Origin of the sequence: Pseudomonas sp. M2(2023), from assembly GCF_030263955.1 — a bacterium.
GTDB classification, from domain to species: Bacteria; Pseudomonadota; Gammaproteobacteria; order Pseudomonadales; family Pseudomonadaceae; genus Aquipseudomonas; species Aquipseudomonas asiatica.
The window spans coordinates 4,970,850-4,990,646 of sequence record NZ_CP127114.1 but is presented as its reverse complement, the minus strand read 5'-3'; the positions used below and the strand labels follow the sequence as shown (position 1 = coordinate 4,990,646).

The window sequence follows — 19,797 nt, the reverse complement described above, 5'->3', positions numbered from 1 at the left end:
TCCTTGCAAAGGGTCTGTGTGGTTTGGAACCGCAGCGCGCGGCGGGAGTTCGATTGCGATGGTCATCAAGGCCGCTGTAGTGTTGGCCGGTCGTCCACGGAAAGGGGCTGGGGCAATGCAGCAGGAATTGGCCACGCGATACCCGTTGGTGCTGGTGCCGGGCATGCTCGGTTTTGTCCGGGTAGTGCTCTACCCCTACTGGTTCGGCATCGTGCCGGCCCTGCGCCAGGGCGGGGCGCAGGTGTTCCCGGTGCAGGTTTCGCCACTGCATTCCAGCGAGGTGCGCGGCGAGCAGTTGCTGGCGATCATCGAAGACATCTGCCTGCGTACCGGAGCGGAAAAGGTCAACCTCATCGGCCACAGCCAGGGCGCCCTGAGCGCGCGCTACGCGGCTGCCAGGCGGCCTGGGCGGGTGGCTTCGGTCACTTCGGTGGCGGGGCCCAACCATGGCTCGGAACTGGCCGACTACCTGGAACGCACGGCACCGGGCGATTCTCCGCAGGGGCGCATCCTGAAGGCCGTGCTGCATGGCTTGGCCGTGCTGCTGGTGTGGCTGGAAACCGGCTGGCGCCGTGACCCGTTGCCGGTGGATGTACACGCCTCGCACCAGTCACTGACCAGTGCAGGTGTGGCGCTGTTCAACCAGGCTTATCCACAGGGGTTGCCAGGCACCTGGGGCGGGGAAGGGGCCTATGAGGTCGATGGCGTGCGTTATTACTCCTGGTCCGGCACCTTGCAGTCCGGCCTGACCGACCAGCGGCGCAACCGTTTCGACGGCAGCAGCCACTTCTGCCGCCTGTTCGCGCGCAGTTTCGTCAAGGAAAAGGGCTATTGCGACGGAATGGTCGGGCGCTTCAGTTCGCACCTGGGGCAGGTGATCGGCGACGATTACCCGCTCGACCACCTGGATATCGTCAACCAGTCGCTTGGTGCGGTGGGCAAGGGTGCCGAACCGGTGCGGCTGTTCACCGAACATGCCGCCCGGCTCAAGGCGGCAGGGCTCTAGCGACGGATCGGTGTGGTCCAGCGCTCGGCCAGCACCACGCCCGCCAGGGTCAGCAGGCCGCCGACCAGGTGATAGCGGGCCAGCTGCTCGTCGAGCACCACGGCGGCGATCAGTGCCGTGACCAGCGGCAGCAGGTTGAAGAACAGCGTGGTGCGGCTGGGCCCCAGGCGGTGCACTGCCTGCATCCACACCAGTGGCGCGATCATCGAGGCCAGCACGCAGGCGTACAGCACCAGGCCGACGTTGCGGCTGTTCAGGCCAGTCTTGTCCGACAGCAGGAACAGCGGCAGCAACACGACGATGGCTACCAGCACCTGCAGGTACAGCAGCTGCATCGGCGGCAGGCGCATCTGCCATTTCTTCAGCAGGAAGCTGTATAGCGCATAGGCCAGTGTGGCCACCAGCATCAGCAGGTCGCCGCTGTTCAGGCCTTGTTGTAGCAGGCTGGCGGGGTGGCCGGCGCTGACCACTTCAAGCACGCCGAAAAATGACACCAGCGCGCCCAGCAGGGCACCGTAGCTCAGGCGCTGGCCCAGCCAGGCGATGGACAATGCCAGTGACATCAGTGGCATCAGCGAAAGGATGATGCCCATGTTGGTGGCGCTGGTGATGCCGGCGGCAAAGTAGGCCAGGCTCTGGTACAGCGCCATGCCCAGCACGCCCAGCACGAAAACCTTGCCCAGGTGCGGGCGAATGGCCGCGCGATTGCGCCACACGGCGGGCAGCAGGAACGGGGTGAACAACAGCGCGGCCAGCAGCCAGCGGTAGAAGCCGATCTCGGCGGGGTGGATGGCGCCGGCGGACATCTTGGTGACCACGGTGTTGCCGGCCCATATCAGGATGGCGGTCAGGGGGAACAGATAGTTCATGTAGCAGGTTACTCGTTGAGGCTTGGATTGGGGCTGCTTTGCAGCCCTTCGCGGGCTTGCCCGCATATCACAGGCCTGAAAGCTGGCGCAGATCCTGTGGGAGCGGGCGAGCCCGCGAAGGCCTTCGGAGCAGGCCCTCGATAGGCCTGTATTATCGATTGTCTGTTCACAAGCCTATACTCCTATCCAGACAACCCACCCCGCAAAGCAGACAGCATGCCGCGCAAATACCTCGACATTCCCCAGTTCACCCGGCTCCCGGCCGCGGTGTACTTCCGCCACGACGAGTTCGGTGCCGACACCCGCAGCGCCCTGCATCGCCACGCCTGGGGCCAGCTCAACTACACCGCCCACGGCGTGATGCACCTGGAGGTAGCTGGGCAGCACTTCCTGTCGCCGCCGCAATACGCCGTGTGGGTGCCGCCCGACACCGAGCATGGCTGCTACAACCCGCAGGCCATTGTCTACCGTTCGGTCTACCTGGACCGCAGCCTGTGCGCCGCACTGCCGCAGCAACCGTGCAGCCTGATGATCAGCGACATCCTCAAGGCCATCCTCGCCGACTTCGCCCGGCGCGACCTGCGGGTGGCTGAGGGCGAGCGCGACCAGCGCCTGGCGCAGGTGCTGCTCGACCAGCTGCTGCTGGCGCCCACCCAGGCCTGCTACCTGCCGTTTGCCCACAGCGAGGGCTTGCGCCAGGTGCTCGATGCCCTTGGTGCCGAGCCGGGCGACAACCGCCCGCTGGGCGAATGGGCCGCCCAGATTCATGTCAGCGAACGTACTTTGGCCCGGCAGTTCCTGCGCGAGCTGGGCATCAGTTTTGGTGAATGGCGGCTGCGCCTGCGCTTTTTGCGCGCCATCGAGGCGCTTGAAGCCGGCCAGCCGATCCAGGCCATCGCCTTCGACCTCGGCTACAGCAGCGCCTCGGCGTTCATCGCCATGTTCCAGCGCCAGGCCCAGTGCACGCCCGAGCAATACCGTCGCCAGGCGCGGGCAGGGCGTTGAGAATTCTTGGCTACACTCAGCTCGACCCCCGTGCATCGGGCGCGGAGCCAAGGAGATACTCCATGAAAGTGCTGCAAATCCCCTTACTGGTATTGGCGGTGTTGTTCAGCGCACAAGGCTTCGCCGCCAATACCGCGCAGCAGGAAAAAATGAAAACCTGCAACGCCGACGCCACCGCCAAGGCCCTCAAGGGCGATGAGCGCAAAGCCTTCATGAGCACCTGCCTGAAGAAGGATGTGCCACAAACCCAGCAAGAGAAGATGAAAACCTGCAACGCCGACGCCACCACCAAGGCCCTCAAGGGTGACGAACGCAAAGCGTTCATGAGCGACTGCCTGAAGAAGAAATGACCTGCGCCTATGCCTGCAGACGTAAGGCTGGCAGACTGCGGGTCTTTCCCGTTGTCTGCCGTTGAGGCTGTATGACCTTCACCCCCCGCCAGGTCACCCTGGCCAGCTGGATCATCGTATTTGCCGGCCTGTTGCTGGCGTTGCCCCTGAAATTGCTGCCAAGCCTGCTGGCCGGCTTGCTGGTGTTCGAGCTGGTCAACATGCTCACGCCGCGGCTGCAGCCGCTGATTGCCGGGCAGCGCGCCCGCTGGCTGGCTGTAGCGCTGCTCGGCACGCTGGTGGTCAGCACCCTGACCCTGCTGTTTGCCGGTGCTTTCAGCTTTTTGCTGCACGAGGCGGAAAACCCCGGGGCCTCGCTGGACAAGTTCATGGCCTTGGTGGAGCGCGCCCGTAGCCAGCTGCCGCCGTTCATCGAAGGCTACCTGCCGGCCAGTGCGGCGGAGTTCAAGGTGGCCATCGGTGACTGGATCAAGAGCCACCTGAGCGACCTGCAACTGGTGGGCAAGGGTATGGCGCACATGTTCGTCACCTTGTTGATCGGCATGATCCTCGGTGCCATCGTCGCCTTGCAGCGCATCCCCGACATATCCCGGCGCAAGCCGCTGGCAGCGGCGCTGTTCGAGCGCCTGAGCCTGCTGGTGAAGGCGTTTCGCAACATCGTCTTCGCGCAGATCAAGATTTCGCTGCTCAACACTACGTTCACGGGCATCTTCCTGGCCGTGGTGCTGCCGATGTTCGACGTGCACCTGCCGCTGACCAAGACGCTGATCGTGCTGACCTTCCTGCTGGGCCTGCTGCCGGTGATCGGCAACCTAATGTCGAATACCCTGATCACTATCGTCGGCCTGTCGCTGTCGATCTGGGTGGCGGCGGCGGCGCTGGGTTACCTGATCGTCATCCACAAGGTCGAGTACTTCCTCAACGCGCGGATCGTGGGCGGGCAGATCAGTGCCAAGTCTTGGGAGCTGCTGCTGGCGATGCTGGTGTTCGAAGCGGCATTCGGGCTGCCGGGGGTGGTGGCGGGGCCGATCTACTATGCCTACCTGAAGAGTGAGCTGAAGCGGGCCGAACTGGTCTGATTCTTTGATTGACCAGTACCGGCCTCTTCGCGGGTAAACCCGCTCCCACAGGTATGCCACTTCTCTCAAGACTTGCGGGGACCCTGTGGGAGCGGGTTTACCCGCGAAGAGGTCGGCACAGGTGAAAGGGATGGCTCAGGCTACGCCGTAGCGCTTGCGCGCCTCGATGGCCAACCCGCTACCAATGCTGCCAAAGATGTTGCCTTCCACATGCCGCGCATTCGGCAGCATCGCCGACACGCTGTTGCGCAGCGCCGGAATCCCGCTGGAACCGCCGGTGAAGAACACCGTATCGACCTGGGTCTCGCTCACTCCAGCCTTGGCCAGCAGTTCGCTCACGCTACCACGCACCCGTTCCAGCAACCCTTCGATAGCCCCCTCGAACAGCGCTCGGGACAGGTCCACGCCCAGATCGCGCTCGATGCGGCCTAGGTCGACGTGGCGGCTCTGCTGTTCGGTCAGCTCGATCTTGCTGGCCTCCACTTCCATCGCCAACCAGTGGCCGGCACGCTCTTCGATCAGTTTGAACAGGCGGTCGATGCCCAACGTGTCCTCGATGTCATAGCGCATGCTGCCCAGCGCCAGCTGCGACTTCTGCGAGTACAGGGCGTTGATGGTGTGCCAGGTGGCGAGATTGAGGTGATAGCTGGTCGGCATCAGCGCGCCGCTCTTCATGCGGCTGCCGTAGCCGAACAGCGGCATCACGCCCTGCAGGCTCAGCTGCTTGTCGAAGTCGGTACCGCCAATGTGCACACCGCCGGTGGCGAGGATGTCGCTCTGGCGCTCGGCGACCAGGTGGCGCTCGGGCGACAGGCGGATCAGGGTGAAGTCCGAGGTACCACCGCCGATGTCGACGATCAGCACCAGCTCTTCGCGGCTAATGCTCGACTCGTAGTCGAAGGCCGCGGCAATCGGCTCGTACTGGAAGGACACATCCTTGAAGCCGATCTTGCGCGCCACTTCGGCCAGGGTGTCCTCGGCCTCCTGGTCGGCGGCAGGGTCTTCGTCGACGAAGAACACCGGACGGCCCAGCACCACCTGCTCGAACTCCCGCCCAGCAGCGGCCTCTGCGCGTTTTTTCAGCTCGCCGATGAACATGCCCAGCAGGTCCTTGAACGGCAGGGCGCTGCCCAGCACGCTGGTATCGTGCTTGATCAGCTTGGAGCCCAGCAGGCTTTTCAGCGAACGCATCAGGCGGCCTTCGCAGCCTTCCAGGTACTCGTGCAGTGCCAGGCGGCCATATACCGGGCGACGCTCCTCGATGTTGAAGAACACCACCGAGGGCAACGTGATCTTGCCGTCTTCCAGGGCAATCAGCGACTCGGCGCCTGGGCGGTGCCAGCCGACCGTGGAGTTGGAGGTGCCAAAGTCGATGCCCAGGGCGCGGGCCGGGGATACGTCAGACATGGGGAATGAGCTTCCGGAGGCAAAACGGCCGCGCAGTGTATGCCAGTTGGCTACAGAATCAAGACCGATCGTCTGCCATGGAGCAACCCCAAGGTGGTCTTGAAAGGCTATGCTTGACCCCTATCTTCTCTTGCAACACGCACATTCACATTGGTGATCCATAGATGGACTTCAAAGACTATTACAAGATACTCGGCGTAGAGCCCGCGGCGGACGAAAAGGCGATCAAGGCCGCGTACCGCAAGCTGGCGCGCAAGTATCACCCCGATGTCAGCAAGGAGCGCGACGCCGAGGAAAAATTCAAGGAGGCCAACGAGGCCTACGAAGTGCTGGGCGACGCGCAGAAACGTGCCGAGTACGATGAAATTCGCAAGTACGGTGGCCAGCATGGCCGGCCGTTCCAGGCGCCACCGGGCTGGGAGAACCGTGGCGGTGGTGGCGGCTTCGAAGGCGGCGATTTCTCCGACTTTTTCAGCTCGATCTTTGGTGGCCGGGGGGGCAACCCGTTCGGTGGTGCCCGGCAGCAGCAACGCAGCGCTGGCAGGCGGGGGCAGGACGTGGAGCTAGAACTGGCGGTATTCCTTGAAGAGACCCTGAGCAAGGAGTCCAAGCAGATCAGCTTCCAGGTGCCGCAGACCAATGCCATGGGCCAGCGCACCGGCTTCACTACCAAGACCCTGAACGTGAAGATCCCGGCCGGTGTGACCGACGGCGAGCGTATCCGCCTAAAGGGCCAGGGTGCGCCGGGTAGTGGTGGCGGGGCCAATGGCGACCTGTTCCTGACCATTCGCATGGCACCGCACCCGCTGTTCGATGTCGAAGGTCATGACCTGATCATCACCGTGCCGCTGGCACCGTGGGAGGCAGCACTGGGCGCCAAGGTGGCCGTGCCGACCCTGGACGGCAAGATCAACCTCACCATCCGCCCCGACAGCCAGAGCGGCCAGCGCCTGCGCGTACCGGGCAAGGGCCTGGCCAACAAGAGTGGCGAGCGTGGCAACCTTTACGCGCAACTGAAAGTGGTCATGCCACCAGCATCCGACGAGTCTGCCCGCGAACTGTGGACCAAGCTTTCCGAGAAGGCTGCGTTCAACCCGAGGACACAATGGAGTAAGTGATCATGAGCAGCACCCTGATCGTTCAACTGGACATGCGTACCTTGTGTCAGGAGGCCGATCTCACGGCTGACTGCGTGATCGAAATCGTCGAGCACGGCATTGTCGAACCTTCCGGGCGAACGCCGGAGGACTGGTTGTTCGACGATCAGGCGCCGTTGCTGGCCAAACGCGCGGCGAAGCTGCATCAGGAGCTGGAACTGGAGTGGGAAGGTGTGGCGCTGGCGCTGGAGTTATTGCAGGAAGTGCAGCAGCTGCGCAGCGAGAACAGCATGCTGAGGCAGCGGTTGGGCAGGTTTATCCAGATGTGAGGTTTGCAGGCCCGGCCTCTTCGCGGGTGAACCCGCTCCCACAGGAATCGCACGATTTCTGAGATGTGTGCAGTACCTGTGAGAGCGGGTTTACCCGCGAAGAGGCCAGTACAGGCAAAATCAAATTCAGCTTGGTTCTGCCCCCGGGTTCAGCACCAGCTGCATGAAGGTCAAGTCCAGCCACCGGCCAAACTTCACCCCCACCTGCGGCATCTGCCCGGTCACCACGAAGCCCAGCCGCTCGTGCAGGCGCACCGACGCTGCATTGCCGCTCTCGATGGCCGCCACCATCACATGCTTGCCACACGCGCGCGCACGCTCGACCAGCGCTGCCATCAGCACCGGCCCCAGCCCCTTGCCTCGCTGGTCGCCGCGGATGTACACCGAATGCTCAACGGTAAGGCGAAAGCCCTCGAACGGCCGCCAGTCGCCAAACGACGCATAGCCCAGCACACCGCTCTCATCCACCGCCACCAGGATCGGGTAACCCTGCTGCGCACGTGCGGCAAACCAGGCCAGGCGGTTGGCCAGGTCCACCGGGGTTTCGTTCCAGATCGCCGTGGTGTTGCGCACCGCGTCGTTGTAGATGTCGAGGATGCCCGGTACGTCGGAAGGCAGGGCGTCGCGGATTTCATGACTCATGACAGCGTCTCGCAGGATCGTTGCTTGCAGATTAAATGGTTACCAGCCCGCGCACACCTTCGGCCTGCATGTTTTCGCCGCGGCCCCGCTGGATGATCTCGCCACGGGCCATCACCAGGTACTGGTCGGCCAGCTCCTCAGCGAAGTCGTAGAACTGTTCCACCAGCAGGATGGCCATGTCGCCACGCTCGGCCAGGCGGCGGATGACTGCGCCTATCTCCTTGATCACCGAAGGCTGGATGCCCTCGGTGGGCTCGTCGAGGATCAGCAGGCGCGGGCGGCTGGCCAGGGCGCGGCCGATGGCCAGCTGTTGCTGCTGGCCGCCGGACAGGTCACCGCCACGGCGTTGCTTCATCTGTTCCAGCACGGGAAACAGTTCGTAGATGAAGGATGGTACTTCGCGCGCTTCACGGGCGGGGAAGCGCGACAGGCCCATCAGCAGGTTCTCTTCGACAGTGAGGCGCGGGAAGATCTCGCGGCCTTGGGGCACGTAGGCGATGCCGGCGTGGACCCGTTGCTGGGGCTTGAGGCTGGTGATCGGCTTGCCCTCCCATTCGATGCTGCCGTCGCGAGCGGGTACCAGCCCCATCAGGCAGCGCAGCAGGGTGGTCTTGCCCACGCCGTTGCGGCCCAGCAGGCAGGTGACTTCGCCAACCTTGGCTTCGAAGGACAGGCCCCGGAGGATGTGGCTGCCGCCGTAATACTGGTGCAGGGTGTCGATCTTGAGCATGTGTGTATTCCTGAAATTGTTGCTGTGCCTGTGCCGGCCCTTTCGCGGGTAAACCCGCTCCCACAAGGACCGCGCAGCTCTTCAGGCCTGTGTGGGAGCGGGTTTACCCGCGAAGAGGCCGGCACAGGTTTCAATGTCTAGCGGCCCAGATACACCTCGACCACCCGCTCATCCGCCTGCACCTGCTCCAGCGACCCTTCCGCCAGCACGCTGCCCTGGTGCAGCACGGTCACATGGTCGGCAATGCTGCCGACAAACCCCATGTCGTGCTCCACCACCATCAGCGAATGCTTGCCAGCCAGCCCCTTGAACAGCTCGGCGGTGAACTCGGTCTCGGCATCGGTCATGCCCGCTACCGGCTCGTCCAGCAACAGCAGTTGCGGCTCCTGCACCAGCAGCATGCCAATCTCCAGGAACTGCTTCTGCCCATGCGACAGCAAGCCCGCCTGGCGCTGGGCCAGCGGCAGCAGGCGCAAGGTGCCCAGCACCTCCTCGATGCGCTGGCGTTGCTCACCACCCAAGCGCGCTGCCAGGCTGGCCCATACCGACTTGTCGGTCTTCAGCGCCAGCTCCAGGTTTTCGAACACCGTCAGCGCCTCGAACACCGTGGGCTTCTGGAACTTGCGGCCTATGCCGGCCTGGGCGATCTGGTATTCGCTCATGCGGGTCAGGTCGAGGGTGTCGCCAAAATAGGCCGTACCGCTGTCGGGCCTGGTCTTGCCTGTGATCACATCCATCATCGTGGTCTTGCCGGCACCGTTGGGGCCGATGATGCAACGCAGCTCGCCCACGCCGATGTACAGGTTCAGCGCGTTCAGCGCCTTGAAGCCATCGAAGCTGACGCTGATGTCTTCCAGGCTCAGCACCGTGCCGTGGCGGGTGTCGAGGCCGGTCTTGCGGCTTTGGCCCAGGCCGATGGCGTCGCGGCTGGCACCGAGGTTGTCGAACACCGGTTCGAGCATGAATTCCGGGTGTACCGGGGGCACGCCTCTCATGGCTGGCTCCTTTTCTTCAACAGGCCGACCACGCCCTTGGGCAGGTACAGAGTGACGAGGATGAACAACGCGCCGAGGAAGAACAGCCAGAACTCCGGGAAGGCCACGGTGAACCAGCTTTTCATGCCATTGACCAGGCCGGCGCCGAGCAGCGGGCCGATCAAGGTGCCGCGCCCGCCCAGGGCCACCCACACGGCGGCTTCGATGGAGTTGGTCGGCGACATCTCGCTGGGGTTGATGATGCCCACCTGCGGTACGTACAGCGCACCGGCCAGGCCGCACAGTACGGCGCTGAGCACCCACACCAGCAACTTGAAACCACGCGGGTCGTAGCCACAGAACATCAGCCGGTTTTCGGCGTCGCGCACGGCGGTGAGCAGGCGGCCGAACTTGCTGTGGGTCAGGCACCAGCACAGGTACAGGCTGGCCAGCAGCAGGCCGACGGTGAGCAGGAACAGCACTGCGCGGGTGCCTTGGGCGGCAATGTCGAAGCCAAGGATGGTGCGGAAGCTGGTAAAACCGTTGTTGCCGCCAAAGCCGGTTTCGTTGCGGAAGAACAGCAACATGCCGGCGAAGGTCAGCGCCTGGGTCATGATCGAGAAGTACACGCCCTTGATCCGCGAGCGAAAGGCGAACCAGCCGAACACCAGCGCCAGCAGCCCGGGCGCCAGCACCACCAGGCACAAGGCCCAGGCGAAATGCTGGGTGCCAGCCCAGTACCACGGCAGCTCGCTCCACGACAGGAAGGTCATGAACCCTGGCAGGCCGTCACCGGCGGCCTGGCGCATCAGGTACATGCCCATGGCGTAGCCACCGAGGGCGAAGAACAGCCCGTGGCCCAGCGACAGCAGCCCGGCGTAGCCCCAGACCAGGTCCAGGGCCAGCGCGACGATGGCGTAGCAGAGGATCTTGCCGACCAGGGTCAGGGTGTAGGCCGACACTTGCAGGGCATGGTCCGCCGGCAGCAGCGACAGCAGCGGCAGGGCCACCAGCAACAGGACGACGACGGCGCCGATGGCCAGGGTCAGGCGTGGCCCGGCCTTTTGCGTAGCGGTAACAAGCAGTGGCTGGTTCATCAGTCGATTACCCGTCCCTTGAGGGCGAACAGGCCTTGCGGGCGCTTCTGGATGAACAGAATGATCAACGCAAGGATGAGGATCTTGCCGAGCACGGCGCCGATCTGCGGCTCCAGCAGCTTGTTGGCGATGCCAAGGCCGAAGGCTGCCCACAGGCTGCCGGCCAATTGGCCGACGCCGCCGAGCACCACCACCAGGAACGAGTCGATGATGTAGCTCTGGCCCAGGTCCGGGCCGACGTTGCCGACCTGGCTCAGGGCCACGCCACCAAGTCCGGCGATGCCCGAGCCGAGGCCGAAGGCGAGCATGTCGACGCGCCCGGTGGATACGCCGCAGCAGGCGGCCATGTTGCGGTTCTGGGTGACCGCGCGCACGTTCAAGCCCAGCCGCGTGCGGTTGAGCAGCAGCCAGGTGAGCAGTACCACGGCCAGGGCGAAGCCGATGATCACCAAGCGGTTGTATGGCAGTACCAGGTTGGGCAGCAGCTGGATGCCCCCCGACAGCCAGGCCGGGTTGCTGACTTCCACGTTCTGCGCGCCGAACAGCAGGCGGATGGCCTGGATCAGGATCAGGCTGATGCCCCAGGTCGCCAGCAGGGTTTCCAGTGGGCGGCCATACAGGTGGCGGATTACCGTGCGCTCCAATGCCATGCCGACGCCGGCACTGATGGCGAACGCCACTGGCAGAGCGATCAGCGGGTAGAACTCGATGGCGCCGGGGGCGTAGCGCTGCAGCAGTACCTGGACCATGTAGGTGCTATAGGCGCCGAGCATCAGCATTTCGCCGTGGGCCATGTTGATCACCCCGAGCAGGCCGAAGGTGATGGCCAGGCCAAGGGCTGCCAGCAGCAGGATCGAGCCCAGCGACAGGCCGCTGAAGGCCTGGCCGAGCAGTTCGCCGGCCAGCAGCTTGCGCTGCACCTGGGCCAGGCTGGTTTCGGCGGCGGTGCGCACGCCTGGGTCGGTTTCCGCGTTGGGTTGCAGCAAGGCTTCGAGGCGGGTGCGGGCCAGCGGGTCACCGGTTTCGCCGAGCAGGCGAACGGCGGCCAGGCGTACTGCCGGCTCGCTGGCACCTAGTTGCAGGTTGGCCAGGGCAAGGCCGAGGGCGGCGTGCACGGCGGCATCCGGTTCGCTGGCGAAGCGCCGGTCGAGGAAGGCCATTTGCGCCGGTTGCGCGCTTTTCTGTAGTTGTTGGGCAGCGGCCAGGCGGATGTCGCTGTTGTCGCTGAGCAACTGGTGGCTAGCCAAGGCATTGTCGATCAGGCCGCGCAGGCGGTTGTTCAGGCGTACCTTGCGCGTGTCGTCGGCGGCGATGCGGCCCTGGCGCAGGTTGTCCAGCAGCGCCAGGCGCGCGGTATCGGGTTGTGCGGCCCAGCCTTCGAGCAGGCGGGCTTGCTCGGCGGGCTTGGCAGCGAGGAAGAATTCGCCCTCGCTGGCCTGGGTTGCCAAGGGCATCAGCAGGAGAAGAGTTAGCAGGAGTCTAAGCATGCGAGCAATCCTGGAATACAGCGGTGGATTCTTCGCGGGTAAACCCGCTCCCACAGGGACCGCACAGGTTTCGAACCTTGCACCGAACCTGTGGGAGCGGGTTCACCCGCGAATGGGCCGCAAGGCGGCCCTAACGGCTCTCAGTTACCTTTCACGGCGTAATCGGGGCGCTTGTCGTTGCCGGGAATAAACGGGCTCCATGGCTGCGCCCGCAGCGGTTGCTCGGTCTCCCACACCACGCTGAACTGCCCGTCATCCTGGATCTCGCCGATCATCACCGGCTTGTGCAGGTGGTGGTTGGTCTTGTCCATGGTCAGGGTGAAGCCGGACGGCGCCTCGAAACTTTGCCCGGCCAGCGCCTCGCGTACTTTGTCGACATCGGTGGACTTGGCTTTTTCCACCGCCTGCGCCCACATGTGGATGCCCACGTAGGTGGCCTCCATCGGGTCGTTGGTCACCGCCTTGTCGGCGCCTGGTAGGCCCTTGGCCTTGGCATAGGCCTTCCAGTCGGCGACGAACTTCTGGTTGACCGGGTTATCCACAGACTCGAAGTAGTTCCACGCCGCCAGATGGCCCACCAGCGGCTTGGTGTCGATGCCGCGCAGTTCTTCCTCGCCCACCGAGAAGGCCACCACTGGCACATCGGTGGCCTTCAGGCCCTGGTTGGCCAGCTCCTTGTAGAACGGCACATTGGAATCGCCGTTGACGGTGGAAATGACGGCTGTCTTGCCGCCAGCAGAGAACTTCTTGATGTTGGCGACGATGGTCTGGTAATCGCTGTGGCCGAACGGCGTGTACACCTCTTCGATGTCCTTGTCGGCCACACCCTTGCTGTGCAGGAAGGCGCGCAAGATCTTGTTGGTGGTGCGCGGGTAGACGTAGTCGGTGCCCAGCAGGAAGAAGCGCTTGGCGCTGCCGCCGTCCTCGCTCATCAGGTACTCCACGGCCGGGATCGCCTGCTGGTTGGGCGCGGCGCCGGTGTAGAACACGTTCGGCGACATCTCTTCACCCTCGTACTGCACCGGGTAGAACAGAAGGCCGTTCAGTTCCTCGAACACTGGCAGCACCGATTTGCGCGACACCGAGGTCCAGCAGCCGAACACCACTGCCACCTTGTCCTGGGTCAGCAGCTGTCGGCTCTTTTCGGCGAACAGCGGCCAGTTGGAGGCCGGGTCGACCACCACCGGCTCGAGCAGCTTGCCGTTCACGCCGCCCTTGGCGTTGATCTGCTCGATGGTCATCAGCGCCATGTCCTTGAGCGAAGTCTCGGAAATGGCCATGGTCCCCGACAGCGAATGCAGGATGCCGACCTTGATGGTTTCGGCGGCCTGGATACTCCAACTCAGGCCCATTGCGGCAATCGATGCGCTAAGGGTGAAGGCCTTGATCAGACTGCGTCGCTTCATGTGCTCTCTCCGCTGAGTTTTTATGTGTTGGGCAAGCGGGGAGGGGTGTTGCAAGGGGTGTGCCTAACGGCGGAAGGTGCGCAATAGAGGGGTTGTGCGAGGTGTTGGGGCGTTGGTTGGATCCAGGTTGGTGCCTGATGGATTTGTGTGCACAGGATTGGGGCTGCAGAGCAGCCCCCAGGGTCATCAGCCGTTACGCACTGCCGTGCGCGGATGGCGCTTGCTACGCACCCCCTGATAGGTCACCGCCAGCAGCACGAACCAGATCGGCGTCACCAGCAACGCCGCGCGGGTATCGTCCTCCAGGCTCAGCAACACCAGGATGAAAGCAAAGAACACCAGGCACACGTAGCACATGAAGCGCCCGCCCGGCATCTTGTACTTCGAGGCCTGGTGCAACGCCGCGCGGTGTTTGCGGTAGTTCAGGTACGACAGCAGGATCAGTGTCCAGACGAACATGAACAGCACCGCCGAAACGGTGGTGACCAGGGTGAATGCCTCGACCACGTTCGGCACCAGGTAGATCAGCACTGCGCCCAGCAGCAGGCAGGTGCAGGAGAAGTACAAGCCGTTGGCAGGTACCGAGCGGCTCGACAGTTTCTCGAATGCCTTGGGTGCGTCACCCTCCTGGCTCAGGCCGTAGAGCATGCGGCTGGTGGAGAAAACGCCGCTGTTGGCAGAGGAGGCCGCCGAGGTCAGCACCACGAAGTTGATGATGCTCGCCGCCGCCGGCAGGCCGGCCAGCACGAACAACTCCACGAACGGGCTCTTGCCCGGCACTACGTCGCGCCATGGGGTCACGGCCATGATCGCGATCAGCGCCAGCACATAGAACACGATGATGCGTACCGGGATCGAGTTGATCGCCCGCGGCAGGGTGCGCTCCGGGTTCTTCGCTTCGGCGGCGGTTGTACCCACCAACTCGATGCCGACGAAAGCGAACACGGCGATCTGGAAGCCAGCGAAGAAGCCCATCAGGCCATTGGGGAACATGCCGCCGTCATTCCACAGGTTGGCCAGTTGCGCGGTGCGCCCGCTGGGCGAGGTGAAGCCGGTGATGACCATGTACAGGCCGGTGGCGACCAGGCCGATGATGGCGACGATCTTGATCAGGGCGAACCAGAACTCCATTTCACCGAACATCTTCACCGTCACCAGGTTCAGCGACAGCAGCAGCCCTACGCAGGTCAGCGCCGGTATCCACTGCGGCAGTTCGGGGAACCAGAACTGCGTATAGGCCGCGATCGCGACCACGTCGGCGATGCCGGTGACCACCCAGCAGAACCAGTAGGTCCAGCCGGTGAAGTAGCCTGCCCAGGGGCCGAGCAGGTCGGCGGAAAAATCGATGAACGACTTGTAGTTGAGGTTCGACAGCAGCAGTTCGCCCATGGCGCGCATGACGAAGAACAGCATGAAGCCGATGATCATGTAGACGAAGATGATCGACGGCCCGGCCAGGCTGATGGTCTTGCCCGAGCCCATGAACAGGCCGGTACCGATTGCGCCGCCAATGGCGATCAGCTGGATGTGGCGGTTGGTCAGGTTGCGCTGCAGATGCTGTTCATCTGGCGCTGTGGGTGAGGTTTGCGTCATAGGCTGCATTCCGTTGGACGGTCGGTCGTCTTGTCAGAGGTAGCCGGCTAGGCTAACACGCGCGTTCCAGTTCGGGGCGCGACAGATCGACTCGACTTTTGGGTAGCAGTGTTGTGCCTGTGCCGGCCTCTTCGCGGGCTTGCCTGCTCCCACAGGGACCGCGCTGGCGCAGAAACTGTAGGAGCGGGTTTACCCGCGAAAGGGCCGGCACAGACGAAGCAAGGCTCAAGCGCTGACCAGCACTCGGCCGCGCCTCACCACCAAGCTATCCACCAGCCACATCACCACCATCGACACCCCCACCAGCGGGAACATCAACCCCAGCACCAGCATCACCCCCACCGCTACCTTCCAGCGCGGCAAGTCATGGCGCAGCGGCGGCACACCCAGCCCGCCGGCCGGCCTGCGCTTCCACCACATCACCAGCCCGCTCACCGAGCCCAGCAAGATCATCAGGCACACCAGCAGGATGATGATCTGGTTGAACGCCCCGAACATCTTGCCTTCATGCAGCATCACACCAAGCTCGGTGGCACGGGCGACCGGGCTGTAGTCCTGCCAGCGCACATCGGCCAGCACCTTGCCGGTGTACTGGTCGACATGCAGGGTGGCGTCGTTGCGCGGGTCGTCGGCGAATACGGCGATGGTGAACACGCCATCGGCCGTAGTCGGCGCGGTAATGCTGTAACCCGGCTCGACCTGGCGCGCGGTAGCGATGTCTTCGACCTGCTGCAGGCTTATCTGTGGCGCTGCCGGCGCGCTCGACGTCATGTGATGCCCGGCATGTTCGGCGTGTGCACCGGACTGTGGCATCGGCGTGTTTTCCATCGCCCAGGGCACGGTCTGGCGGTGCGCGCTGTTGAGTTCACCCGCCTGCTGGTCCGACTTGGGTACGTCGTTCCACATGGCCGCCGGAAAGCGGTTCCACAAGTCGGCGTACTGCTTGCCCCACAGGCCGGTCCAGGTCATGCCGCTGAGCAGCATCAGCAGCAACAAGGCCGAGCCCCAGAAGCCGGTTACCGCATGCAGGTCGCGCCAGAACATTCGGCCGCGTGCCGAGAGCCGTGGCCACAGCACGCCAGCGCCATTGCGCCCGCGTGGCCACCACAAGTACAGGCCCGACACCACCAGCACGATGCCCCAGCCCGCGGCCAGTTCTACCAGACGGTCACCGACCGTGCCGACCATCAGTTCGCCATGCAGGGCGCGGGCGATGGCCTGCAGGTTCTGCTTGCCATCCTGTTCGCCGAGGACTTTGCCGCTGTAGGGGTCGACGAAAACGTTCAGTTCGCGCCCGGCGTCATGCACCACGAATTGTGCGCTGCGTTCGGCGTCCAGCGGCGGCAGGTACTGGCCAACGTGGCCTTCGGGGTAGGCCTTGCGCACTTCGGCCAGCATCGTGTCCGCGCCCTGTCGGTGGTGGCCGGCTTCGACCACCATCAGCTCGCGGTACAGCAGCGGGTCGAGCTGCGGCTTGAACAGGTAGATGATCCCGGTAATTGCCAGCAGGATCATGAACGGGGCCACGAACAGCCCCGCATAGAAGTGCCAACGCCAGGCCAGGTTGTAGAAGTTGATGCGTGTTCCTCTCATGGGAACCTCCTGTTTGACCAGCAGATGGGCGCGACCTGCGCCGCGCCCGTTGTTGTTGTCAGAAGCTGAAGTCGACCTTGGTCCAGAAGGTCCTGCCTGGCTCGTTGACCGGCTGTGGATCGCTAGCCGGGTAGCCGAACCCGGCGTTCCCGGCCAGGTTCAAGTGCTCGGCGTAGGTCTTGTCGAACAGGTTGTCGACCCCCGCGCTGAGCTTGAGGTGGTTGCTCACCTTGTAGGCACCATTGAGCGAGAACACGCCGAAGCCGGCGCTGTTGTCGTAGTCCTTGCCGACCACGTTGCCCTGGTTCTCGGCGATGCGGTTCTGCGCCGCCACCAACCGCCACAGTGCGCCGACGCTCCACACATCGCGGCTGTAGGTCAGGCCCAGGCGGCTTTCCAGAGGCGGCATTTGCGGCAGTGCTGTGCCGTCACTGCTGTTCTTGCCCCAGGCGTAGGCCAGCGTGGCGTCGGCCTTCCAGTTTTCCGTCAGCTGGTAGGCCGCGCCCAGTTCGCCGCCCATGATGCGGGCGTCGATGTTGCGAGCCTGGGAGCTCATTGCCTGGTAGTCGAACAGGATGTAGTCGCGGATCTGCCCGATGTAGCCAGACGCCCAGGCTTCCATGCGCTCGTCGCGGTACTGGACACCGAAGTCGAGTTGGGTGGTCTTCTCTGGTTTGATACCGTCGAAAGCATTGGCCGCACCGGGTGGTGCCAGCTTGGGCGAGAACAGCTCCCAGTAGTCGGGGAAACGCTGGGCATGACCAAGGCCGATGTACGTGGTGGCCGGGATGGCTGCCAGGTCGTGCTCGTAGCGGACGAAACCGCTGGGCAGGGTATCGGCGCGGGTGTCGCCGTTGGTGGCGCTGGTTGCGCGGAAGTCGCGGGCGGAGGCGCGGTCCAGGCGGGCACCGGTAATCATGCGGTCCTCACCGCTGACGTACCAGGTCAGCTCGCCGAAGGCACCGTAGTTGTGGAAGTCGGCGTCCTTGGTCCAGGCCTGGCCTTTGTGCGCGTCCACACCCATGCCGCCGCGTTTGCGATGTTCGTTGGTCTGCGCGTCGATGCCGCCGATCAGTTGCACATCGGCCCAGCGCCAAGTGGCCTTGATGCGTGCGCCCATGGTGCGACGGTCGACGTTGCTGACCATCGGCATGCCCATCATGCCGCTGCCCGAAGGCGTGCGCAGGCTGTAGTTGTCCATCACGTGGTCGGCGTAGTTGTAGTAGACCTGCGCCTCGACCTTGTCGAGCACCTCGCCGAGGTTGGATTTTTCGAAACGCAGGCCCAGGCTTTCGCGCTTGAACTGCGAGCCGTCCATGCCACGCCCGGCATAGCGGGCCTCACCATCGCCCTTGCCGGCGGTGAGTTCCAGCAGGGTGTCCTGGTCGGGGGTCCAGCCGAGGGCGACATCGCCATTCCACTTGTCCCAGCGTGACGGCACGGTGTTGTCATCGCCGTCATGGTAGTCGTCCGAGCGCGACTGGTTGCCGACGAAGCGGGCGTAGGCTTGGTCGTTGCCGGCGGCGGTGTCCAGCACCTTGTCGAAGCGGCCGTTGGAGCCGGCCAGCAGGCTGGCGTTGACCCGGCTGCCGAGGGTGCCGAACTTCTCCGGCTCGCGCTCGAAGAGGATGGTGCCCGCCGAGCCGCCCGGGCCCCAGATCACGCTTTGCGGGCCTTTGATCACGGTCAGGCGGTCGTAGGTTTCCGGCGAAATGTACGACGTGGGGGCGTCCATGCGGTTGGGGCAGGCGCCCAGCATCAGGCCGCCATTGGTGAGGATGTTCAGGCGCGAGCCGAACATGCCGCGCAGTACCGGGTCGCCGTTGGTGCCGCCAGCGCGGATGGCCGAGAAGCCGGGGATAGTCTTCAGGTAGTCGGCGCCGTCGCTGGCCGGCACCGGCTGGCGCGGGTCTTTCGGGTTGGTGACCACGGTCAGCGGCGAGCTCGGGGCCACGGCGGTGATCACCGTCGGGCTCAGCTCGGGGGCGTCGTGTGTATGGCCTTCATGGCCTGGGTCGGCGGCCATGGCCACGGGCGCGAGCAGCGAGCCGCACACGGCGGCGATGGTCCCACGCAGGGACAAGGCAAAAACAGGGGTGCAGCCAGACATAATGATTCCAGTCGATCAGTCATGAGTCAGCGCGAAGCCTCCTGGCTTCGTGCGCGAAAAATGTGGGTTCAGACGTTGATCGAGGAAGGTGGGGCGCGGCTGCGCGCGCCGGGGAATACAGCCTGCCGGGCATGGCCCTGGCGCGTGGGTGCGAACAGGTGGGTGGTGGGTACGACGCTGCTGGCACTGAGCGGGCTGAGGGCCTGGGGCAGGGCCGGGCAGTTGAACAACAGGCTGCAGTAACCGCACTTTTCCCACATCACATGCAGCTGGCCATCGCCAGCCTGGCCGTGATGGGCGTCGCCGCCATGCTGATGGGCGGTGGCCATCGGCATGTCCATCGGCATGCTCATGCCGGCGTGGTGGTCCATCGGCATCGACTGGGAAATCAGCGGGCCGATGAAGATCATCCACATGGCGAACAGGCTCAGCCATCCGCCACCGGCGCGCCTGCGGTCAGGGCGGGTGGTACGGCTGATGCTGTTGCGCGGCAGGCTCATGACGAGTGCCTTTCAGCGGGTGATCAGTGCGCGTGTTCGTGGGCTTGCGGCTGGTCCGTCGGCGCCTGCTTCTGCACGGCCACATCGACGGTGATATCGCCGGCCTTTTCGAAGTGCAGGGTCAACGGGAAGCGCTTGCCGTCGCTGAGCAGGCTGCGGTCCTTGGGCTGCATCAGCATCACATGGTAGGCGCTGGGGGCGAAGGTCAGGTCCTTGCCTGCGGGTACCACCACGCTGGGCACCTGCTGCATCTTCATGGCACCGCTGGCGCTCATGGCATGCTCGTGCAGTTGTGCGTCATCGCTGATGGGGCTGTCGACACCGAGCAGGCGGTCGTCGGCCTGGCCATTGTTGTGCACCACGAAATACGCCGCGACGTTGGGGGCGTTGGGGGGCAGCTGCAGTGACCAGGGGTGGGCGATGTGCAGGTCACCCACGCTGTATTCGTGGGCATTGGCAAAGGCGCCGGGCAGCAACAGGGCGGCCATGACGAGGGCGTGCTTGAGCATGGTGAATCTCCGTT

The 19,797-nt window shown here is 64.3% G+C and carries 19 protein-coding genes; 6 read left to right on the top strand and 13 right to left on the bottom strand.

Features of this window, described 5'->3' with window-relative positions:
- The first annotated feature begins 115 nt into the window (after positions 1-115).
- Entirely contained in the window at positions 116-1,006 is an 891-nt protein-coding gene (locus tag QN085_RS22960) for an esterase/lipase family protein (RefSeq protein WP_013974402.1), read from the top strand.
- Here QN085_RS22960 and QN085_RS22955 read toward each other — a convergent pair.
- Positions 1,003-1,875, bottom strand: coding sequence for a DMT family transporter (locus tag QN085_RS22955; protein WP_013974401.1), 873 nt, complete (start codon positions 1,873-1,875; stop codon positions 1,003-1,005). The genes QN085_RS22960 and QN085_RS22955 overlap by 4 nt on opposite strands.
- A 216-nt stretch (positions 1,876-2,091) precedes the next feature.
- Between QN085_RS22955 and QN085_RS22950 the strand changes: the two genes are divergently transcribed.
- From QN085_RS22950 to QN085_RS22940, 3 genes are all read left to right on the top strand, one after another.
- On the top strand, positions 2,092-2,880 hold the full coding sequence (locus QN085_RS22950; protein WP_013974400.1) for an AraC family transcriptional regulator: 789 nt from the start codon (positions 2,092-2,094) through the stop codon (positions 2,878-2,880).
- Positions 2,881-2,942: 62 nt separating this feature from the next.
- Entirely contained in the window at positions 2,943-3,230 is a 288-nt protein-coding gene (locus QN085_RS22945; RefSeq protein WP_003258250.1) for a PsiF family protein, read from the top strand.
- 71 nt (positions 3,231-3,301) lie between these two features.
- Complete coding sequence (locus QN085_RS22940) at positions 3,302-4,309, top strand: AI-2E family transporter (protein ID WP_013974399.1); 1,008 nt, start codon at positions 3,302-3,304, stop codon at positions 4,307-4,309.
- A 135-nt stretch (positions 4,310-4,444) separates the two neighbouring features.
- On the opposite strand, the gene QN085_RS22935 is transcribed toward QN085_RS22940, so the two are convergent.
- The gene (locus tag QN085_RS22935) at positions 4,445-5,716 is read right to left on the bottom strand and encodes an Hsp70 family protein (RefSeq protein WP_285688559.1); all 1,272 of its coding nucleotides are present in this window, start codon (positions 5,714-5,716) and stop codon (positions 4,445-4,447) included.
- Positions 5,717-5,880: 164 nt separating this feature from the next.
- Here QN085_RS22935 and cbpA point away from each other — a divergent pair, with 164 nt between their 5' ends.
- Both cbpA and QN085_RS22925 read left to right on the top strand, forming a co-directional pair.
- Positions 5,881-6,834 carry a curved DNA-binding protein gene (cbpA, locus tag QN085_RS22930; RefSeq protein WP_013974397.1) on the top strand — a complete coding sequence of 318 codons (954 nt, stop codon included), beginning with the start codon at positions 5,881-5,883 and terminating at the stop codon, positions 6,832-6,834.
- A 2-nt stretch (positions 6,835-6,836) separates the two neighbouring features.
- On the top strand, positions 6,837-7,142 hold the full coding sequence (locus QN085_RS22925; protein ID WP_023660836.1) for a chaperone modulator CbpM: 306 nt from the start codon (positions 6,837-6,839) through the stop codon (positions 7,140-7,142).
- A gap of 126 nt (positions 7,143-7,268) precedes the next feature.
- Here QN085_RS22925 and QN085_RS22920 read toward each other — a convergent pair whose 3' ends face one another.
- From QN085_RS22920 to QN085_RS22870, 11 genes are all read right to left on the bottom strand, one after another.
- A complete protein-coding gene (locus tag QN085_RS22920; RefSeq protein ID WP_023660837.1) occupies positions 7,269-7,784 on the bottom strand; it encodes a GNAT family N-acetyltransferase in 516 nt (171 codons plus the stop codon).
- Between the two features lie 31 nt (positions 7,785-7,815).
- On the bottom strand, positions 7,816-8,514 hold the full coding sequence (gene urtE / locus QN085_RS22915) for an urea ABC transporter ATP-binding subunit UrtE (protein ID WP_023660838.1): 699 nt from the start codon (positions 8,512-8,514) through the stop codon (positions 7,816-7,818).
- Between the two features lie 137 nt (positions 8,515-8,651).
- The gene (urtD, locus tag QN085_RS22910; protein ID WP_023660839.1) at positions 8,652-9,509 is read right to left on the bottom strand and encodes an urea ABC transporter ATP-binding protein UrtD; all 858 of its coding nucleotides are present in this window, start codon (positions 9,507-9,509) and stop codon (positions 8,652-8,654) included.
- Positions 9,506-10,585, bottom strand: coding sequence for an urea ABC transporter permease subunit UrtC (urtC, locus tag QN085_RS22905; protein ID WP_041506364.1), 1,080 nt, complete (start codon positions 10,583-10,585; stop codon positions 9,506-9,508). Before urtC ends, urtD begins: the two co-directional genes overlap by 4 nt.
- Positions 10,585-12,072 (bottom strand): urea ABC transporter permease subunit UrtB, encoded by a 1,488-nt coding sequence (gene urtB / locus QN085_RS22900; protein ID WP_024087803.1) that lies wholly within the window; start codon positions 12,070-12,072, stop codon positions 10,585-10,587. The genes urtC and urtB overlap by 1 nt, the downstream gene beginning before the upstream one ends.
- A 140-nt stretch (positions 12,073-12,212) precedes the next feature.
- The gene (urtA, locus tag QN085_RS22895) at positions 12,213-13,478 is read right to left on the bottom strand and encodes an urea ABC transporter substrate-binding protein (RefSeq protein ID WP_013974390.1); all 1,266 of its coding nucleotides are present in this window, start codon (positions 13,476-13,478) and stop codon (positions 12,213-12,215) included.
- A 186-nt stretch (positions 13,479-13,664) separates the two neighbouring features.
- Entirely contained in the window at positions 13,665-15,071 is a 1,407-nt protein-coding gene (gene cycA / locus QN085_RS22890) for a D-serine/D-alanine/glycine transporter (protein ID WP_013974389.1), read from the bottom strand.
- A 225-nt stretch (positions 15,072-15,296) separates the two neighbouring features.
- Positions 15,297-16,664: a PepSY-associated TM helix domain-containing protein gene (locus QN085_RS22885; protein ID WP_013974388.1), complete on the bottom strand. Its 1,368-nt coding sequence runs from the start codon at positions 16,662-16,664 to the stop codon at positions 15,297-15,299.
- A gap of 58 nt (positions 16,665-16,722) precedes the next feature.
- Positions 16,723-18,774 (bottom strand): TonB-dependent copper receptor, encoded by a 2,052-nt coding sequence (locus QN085_RS22880; protein WP_024087801.1) that lies wholly within the window; start codon positions 18,772-18,774, stop codon positions 16,723-16,725.
- A 68-nt stretch (positions 18,775-18,842) separates the two neighbouring features.
- The gene (locus tag QN085_RS22875) at positions 18,843-19,274 is read right to left on the bottom strand and encodes a DUF2946 domain-containing protein (RefSeq protein WP_024087800.1); all 432 of its coding nucleotides are present in this window, start codon (positions 19,272-19,274) and stop codon (positions 18,843-18,845) included.
- A gap of 23 nt (positions 19,275-19,297) precedes the next feature.
- Positions 19,298-19,783 (bottom strand): copper chaperone PCu(A)C, encoded by a 486-nt coding sequence (locus tag QN085_RS22870; RefSeq protein WP_003257539.1) that lies wholly within the window; start codon positions 19,781-19,783, stop codon positions 19,298-19,300.
- Positions 19,784-19,797: the final 14 nt, after the last annotated feature.